Below are 6,335 nucleotides of genomic sequence, written 5' to 3'. Positions count from 1 at the left end.
CTGGGCGCGCGAGGCGCAGGCCTGGGCCGGCCGCGCGCATATGGAAGCCACCATCAAGTCGCTGGAGGACTACGAGTTTTCCGAGAAGCGCGGCTCGACCATGGTGGTCAAGGAACCGATCGGCGTCTGCGCGCTGATCACGCCGTGGAACTGGCCGCTCAACCAGATCGTCTGCAAGGTAGCCCCTGCCATAGCCGCCGGCTGCACCGTCGTGCTGAAGCCCTCCGAGATCGCGCCGATCAGCGGCATCGTCTTCTCGGAAGTCATGGAGGCCGCCGGCACGCCGAAGGGCGTCTACAACATGGTCAACGGCACCGGCCCCGATGTCGGTCAGATCATGGCCGGCCATCCCGATGTCGACATGGTGTCTTTCACCGGTTCGACGCGCGCGGGCGTCATCGTCGCGCAGACCGCGGCGCAGACGGTCAAGCGCGTGGCGCAGGAACTTGGCGGCAAGTCGGCCAACATCGTGCTGCCCGACGCCGATTTCGAGACGGCTGTGCGCAAAGGCGTCGAAGGCTGCTTCGGCAACAGCGGCCAGTCCTGCGACGCGCCGACGCGCATGCTGGTGCCGGCGGCTCGCCACGACGAGGCATTGGCCATCGCCAAGCGGGCGGCCGAGGCGCACAAGGTCGGCGATCCGCGTTCGGAAGAGACCAAGCTCGGTCCTGTCGTTTCCAACATCCAGTTCGACAAGATCCAGCGGCTGATCGAGGCCGGCATCAAGGAGGGCGCCACGCTGGTCACCGGCGGCCCAGGCCGGCCTGAACATCTCAATCGCGGCTATTATGTGCGCCCGACCGTGTTCGGCCATGTGAAGCCCGGCATGACGATCGAGAAGGAAGAGATCTTCGGGCCGGTGCTCTCGGTCATCTCCTACGACGACGAGGACGAAGCGGTGAAGATCGCCAACGACACCGTCTATGGTCTGGCCGCTTATGTGCAGTCGCAGGACATCGAGCGTGCCCGCAAGGTCGCTGGCCAACTCCGCGCCGGCCAGGTCTCGATCAATTATCCGGAGTGGGACACCTTCGCGCCCTTCGGCGGCTACAAGCAGTCCGGCAACGGCCGCGAATACGCCGACTGGGCGATCCACGACTTCCTGGAGGTCAAGGGCATCGTCGGCTACGGCGGTTGATCTGTTGAAGCTTTTTCCTTGCCCAATGGGCCTTCCGGGGGAATAGGAAGGGAGCGAAGGTCGGAGCGCCCGCGCCTTTTCCTCTCCCCCGTCGATCGGGGGAGAGGTGTCGAGCGAAGCTCGACGGAGTGGGGGTCGACCATTTGCGCGGTGCCCTTTCAAAACATGTGTCGGTGACGGTTGTCAGGTGGTTCCCCCACTCCGTCGCTGCTTCGCAGCGCCACCTCTCCCCCCTCCGGAGGGAGAGGAAAGACGCCAAAGTCGGCAAACTCACATCTTCCTCTTCCTGTCCGATTGGACCCGCTCTGCGGGGCGAGGAAACCAACCCTCGTCACGACGCCTTGGCGAAAAAGCCCTGGTAGTCGGATTTGGCCTGCAGCAGGCGCAGGATACTCTCGCGCGACCCTCGCACATGCGCCCGCGCCCGCTCGCCGGCTAAAGTGACTTCACCAGCACAGATCGCGTCGACGATGCCGGCATGCTCCTCGCGGGTCAGCTTCCACTCGTCCAGCCAAAGAAGCTCGGTCCACACATATTGCTGGCACTTGTCGAGGATGCCGCACAGCATGCCATGCAGCATCTCGTTGCCGCTGATCTCGGCGATAACCCGGTGCAGGTCGATGCCGACCTGCAATTCCTCGAACTTCTCCCGCGTGCTGCGGTCGGGGATCGCCGCGAGCCGCTCGCATTCGGCAAGCATCTCGCGCAGCCGCGCCTTGTCGGCGGCGGTCGCGTTGGCTGTAGCCAACTCGGTCGCGCGGCCATCCAGCAGTTCGCGGATATCGAAAGCCTCGCGAAACATTGTGAGGTTGAATTCTGCGACCACATAGCCCTGGCGCGGACGCCCTATCACCAGGCCGTCGCGCTCCAGCCGATTGAAGGCCTCGCGCACCGGCGTGCGGCTCACTTTCAGGCGTTCGGCGATCTCGTTTTCCGTGACCCGGCCGCCAGGTGGGATCTGGCCGGTGATGATCATCGCCTTCAGCGACTCGAACACCGAATCGCGCAGCGTGTTTTTCCGTTCCTTGCTCAAGCGTCCCGCCTCCAACGGTCCATCGCAGAATCGCAGTCTAGAACCTTAGCCCCTGCTTGAACACGACCGCTCGCCGACCGGTGGCAGGCCGAACCGGCGTTCGCTGCGAAAAATGTTTTCCGGTTCACGAGCCGTGTTGACATCGGGTTCCGGTAAGTTACACTCAAAATTGTATACAAATTCGCATACCAAATCAATGATAATGGGAACACCGGTTGGAGAAGCGAAAATGACGAAGACGATTTGCGTTCACGGCCTGGCGATCGCCGGCCTGTTGGCCTCGGCTGCCGTTCCGGCATTGGCCGCCGACACCATCACGGTCGCCTCCTGGGGCGGCACCTATCAGGAGGCGCAGACCAAGGCCTTCTTCGATCCGACGGCCAAGGAACTCGGCATCACGATCAAGCAGGACACCACCAACGGCCTGGACGACGTGCGGCTGCAGGTCACCGGCAATGCCGTCAAATGGGACATCACCGAGCTTGGCGCCGACGAATGCGCGCGCGGCTCGAAGGAAGGCCTGTTCGAGAAGCTCGACTACAATGTCATCGACAAGAGCGGCATCAACCCGAAGCTCGTCCATGACGATTGGGTGGGCATCTCCTACACCTCGGTCGTGCTGATCTACCGCACCGATGTTTTCGGCGACAAGGGTCCGAAGACCTGGGCCGATTTCTGGAACGTCGAGAAGTTCCCTGGCCGCCGCGCGCTCTCCGGCAGCCAGTCGACCGAGACGCTGAGCGTCGCGGCTTTGGCCAAGGGCATTCCGATCGACAAGGTCTATCCGGTCGACATCGACGGGGCGCTAAAATCGGTCGACAAGATCCGCGGTCACGTCGATGCCTGGTGGACTTCCGGCGCCCAGGCCATGCAACTCGTCAAGGACGGTGAGGTCGACATGGCCAGCATCTGGAACGGCCGCGCTGGCACGCTGAAGAAGGAAGGCGCCCCTGTCAGCTTCTCCTTCGACCAGGGCGTGCTGACCGCCGACTGCATGGTCATTCCGAAGGGCTCGAAGAACAAGGACCTCGCCATGAAGGCGCTGGCCAAGTTCGTCAGCCCCGACCTCCAGGCAAACTTGCCGCTTTACGTCGACAATGGCCCGGCCAACGAGAAGGCGTTCGAGACCGGCAAGATCCCGCAGGAGCGCATCAAGGACATCAATTCCGCGCCTGAGAACGTCAAGAAGCAGGTGCTGCAGGATCCGGAATTCTGGCGCGACAACCTCGTCGAGGCGACCGAGAAGTTCAACAACCTGATCCAGCAATAGCGATCGTATCGGAGCGGCGTCCACGAGGCGCCGCTCCGCATTGTTCGCGAAAATGATCCGGAGTTGAAGGAGATGCTCTTGTCTCTTGCGCAGTCCGCGCTTCCCATCGGCATCAGCGGTATCGAGAAGCGCTTCGGCGGCTTGTCGGTCCTGCACGACCTCGGCCTCGATGTCGCCGCCGGCGAATTCCTGACGCTGCTCGGGCCATCCGGTTCCGGCAAGACGACGCTTCTGATGATCCTGGCCGGTTTCGTGCGGGCGAATGCCGGCAGCATCAAGGTCGGCGGCGAGGAGATCATCGCCATGCCGCCGCACAAGCGCAACATCGGCATGGTGTTCCAGAACTACGCGCTGTTCCCGCATATGAACGTCTTCCACAACATTGCCTTTCCGCTCAAGCAGCGACGCGTGCCAGCGGCCGAAACGGCCGAACGCGTCGAGCGGGCCTTGGACCTGGTGCAACTGAAAGGCCTCGGCGAGCGCCGCGTCGACCAACTCTCCGGTGGCCAGCGCCAGCGTGTCGCGCTGGCGCGCGCCATCGTCTTCGAGCCGCGCATCGTGCTGATGGACGAGCCGCTCTCGGCGCTCGACAAAAGCCTGCGCGAGCACATGCAGATCGAATTGCGAAACCTGCATCGCCGGCTCGGCATGACGACGGTCTACGTCACGCATGATCAGCGCGAGGCGATCACAATGTCGGACCGCATCGCCGTCATGAACGCCGGGCGCATCGAGCAGATCGACCAGCCGGAGACCCTTTACGCCAGGCCGAAGACAAAGTTCGTCGCCGGCTTCATCGGCGAGTCCAGCTTCATCCCGGTCGAGTGCCGCGATGGCGGTGTGTGGTACGAGGGGAGCAGGCTGCGCATGGCGACACCCGTGCCGTCAGCGGGCCGGCATCTGATGATCGTGCGGCCTGAGAAGCTGCGCGTCGTCGCCGGCGCCGAACAGACGGGCGACGCCAACGTGCTGCCGGCGACTGTCGGCGACGTCATCTATCAAGGCGACAGCTTCGTCTGCTACGCAACGCTGAAGGATGGCCGGCAGGTGACGTTGCGCGACTACTGCCGTTCGGACGTGCTGGCGAAACTGCCGGCGCCGGGCGAGCCAATCACCCTCGGCATCGATGCGCAGGACGTCGTTCTGGTGGCGGATCAATGAGCATCGGGACCGCCAGCCTTGACCGTGCCGCCACGCCAGGTGGTGTCCTGAACGCCGATGCGCTGCGGGCCGACGCGCGACGGCAGGCGCTGGGGCTCTTGGCACTCTTGTCGCCGGGCCTGCTTCTGGTCTTCGCCGTCATCATCGTGCCGATCGGCTGGCTGTTCTGGCTCTCGCTGTTCGACGAGACTGGCGCCCTGAGCGCCAGCAACTATGCGCGCTTCTTCGAGCAGGCGTCGTACATCAAGACCTTCGTCACCACCTTCAAGGTGGCGTTCGTCGTCACCGGCGCCTGCGTGGTGCTCGGTTATCCGCTGGCCTACATGCTGTCGCAGCTGCCGCGCCGCGCCGCCTCCATCTGCCTCGTCTTCGTCATCCTGCCGTTCTGGACCTCGGTGCTGGTGCGCACCTACGCCTGGCTGGTCATCCTGCAGCGCAAGGGGCTCATCAACAACTGGCTCATCGACCTCGGCGTGATCGGCCAGCCGCTGCCGCTCGCCAACAATTTCACCGGCGTCGTCATCGGCATGACGCACATCATGCTGCCGTTCCTGGTGTTGCCGCTCTACGCCTCGATGAAGACGATCGATGTCGACTGCCTGCGTGCCGGCATGAATCTCGGCGCCAGTCCGGCCGCCACCTTCCGGCAGGTCTTCTTCCCGCTGTCGCTGCCTGGCCTCGCCTCGGGCGTGGTCATCGTCTTCGTGCTCTGCCTCGGCTTCTTCGTCACGCCGGCGCTGATGGGCGGGGGCAAGGTCATCATGTGGGCGATGCGCATGGAGCAGACCACCAGCCTTTATTCCAATTGGGGCGCTGGTGCGGCGCTTGGCGTCGTGCTGCTTGCCGTCACGCTGGCGCTGCTCGGCCTGTTCCAGCGGCTGCTCGGCGCACGCGCCACCGGTGTCTGGAGCCGGCGATGAGCATGGAAAACAGCCTGCCCATCACCCATTGGCAACGCCTCTGGCTCTATCTGCTGGGCGGCCTCGTCATGCTGTTCCTGATCGCGCCGTCGGTCATCATCGTCATCATGTCCTTTTCCGGATCGACGCTGTTGCAGTTCCCGCCGCAGGAATGGTCGTTGCGCTGGTATGAAAGCTATTTCGGCTCGGTCGAATGGCGCGATGCAACGATAGTATCGGTGAAAGTGGCGGTGATGACGGCGATCGTCGCGACCTTGCTCGGCACCGCCGCCGCCTACGCCATCAATGTCGGGACGCTGCGGCTGACCGGCGCGATCAACGCGCTGCTCACCGCCTCGCTGATCATCCCGGTCATCCTGATCGGCATCGGCACCTTCTTCCTTTACGCAAGCATCGGCCTCAACAACACGCTGACCGGCCTCGTCATCGCCCACACCGTCCAGGCTCTGCCGTTGGTCGTGCTGACGGTGCTTTCGGGTTTGCGCTCTTACGATATGAACCAGGAAATGGTCGCGCGCAGCCTCGGCGCCGGGCGCTTCTCGGCATTTGTCCAGGTGACGATGCCCCAGATACGCTTCTCGGTGGTCTCGGGCGCGCTGTTCGCCTTCATCACCTCCTTCGACGAAGTGGTGGTGTCGCTGTTCATCTCGGGCGGCGAAACGACGACGCTGACGCGGCGCATGTTCAATGCGCTGCGCGACCAGATCGATCCGACGATTGCCGCCATCTCGACTTGCCTGATCGTGCTATCGATCGTCTTGTTGTCAGCTGCCCAGCTTTTCGGCCGCCGAAATTGAAATACAGGGATATCCA

At 63.5% G+C, this 6,335-nt stretch carries 6 protein-coding genes; 5 read left to right on the top strand and 1 reads right to left on the bottom strand.

Annotated elements, in window-relative coordinates:
- Positions 1-1,138, top strand: a 1,138-nt coding sequence (locus Q0L57_RS03495) for an aldehyde dehydrogenase family protein (RefSeq protein ID WP_296737946.1), incomplete at its 5' end; no start/stop codon positions are given.
- Positions 1,139-1,469: 331 nt separating this feature from the next.
- Here Q0L57_RS03495 and Q0L57_RS03490 read toward each other — a convergent pair.
- A complete protein-coding gene (locus Q0L57_RS03490) occupies positions 1,470-2,171 on the bottom strand; it encodes a GntR family transcriptional regulator (RefSeq protein WP_296737944.1) in 702 nt (233 codons plus the stop codon).
- 229 nt (positions 2,172-2,400) lie between these two features.
- On the opposite strand from Q0L57_RS03490, the gene Q0L57_RS03485 reads away from it, so the two are divergent.
- The 4 genes from Q0L57_RS03485 (at position 2,401) to Q0L57_RS03470 (ending at position 6,319) form a co-directional block, all read left to right on the top strand.
- Complete coding sequence (locus tag Q0L57_RS03485) at positions 2,401-3,441, top strand: ABC transporter substrate-binding protein (protein WP_296737943.1); 1,041 nt, start codon at positions 2,401-2,403, stop codon at positions 3,439-3,441.
- A 78-nt stretch (positions 3,442-3,519) separates the two neighbouring features.
- Positions 3,520-4,602: an ABC transporter ATP-binding protein gene (locus Q0L57_RS03480; RefSeq protein WP_296737942.1), complete on the top strand. Its 1,083-nt coding sequence runs from the start codon at positions 3,520-3,522 to the stop codon at positions 4,600-4,602.
- The gene (locus Q0L57_RS03475; RefSeq protein WP_296737941.1) at positions 4,599-5,522 is read left to right on the top strand and encodes an ABC transporter permease; all 924 of its coding nucleotides are present in this window, start codon (positions 4,599-4,601) and stop codon (positions 5,520-5,522) included. The genes Q0L57_RS03480 and Q0L57_RS03475 overlap by 4 nt, the downstream gene beginning before the upstream one ends.
- Complete coding sequence (locus Q0L57_RS03470; protein ID WP_296737940.1) at positions 5,519-6,319, top strand: ABC transporter permease; 801 nt, start codon at positions 5,519-5,521, stop codon at positions 6,317-6,319. The genes Q0L57_RS03475 and Q0L57_RS03470 overlap by 4 nt, the downstream gene beginning before the upstream one ends.
- Positions 6,320-6,335: the final 16 nt, after the last annotated feature.

The sequence above is a fragment of the Mesorhizobium sp. genome (genome assembly GCF_024509055.1).
Classification (GTDB): domain Bacteria; phylum Pseudomonadota; class Alphaproteobacteria; order Rhizobiales; family Rhizobiaceae; genus Mesorhizobium.
This window is presented reverse-complemented; position numbering and strand designations above follow the sequence as displayed.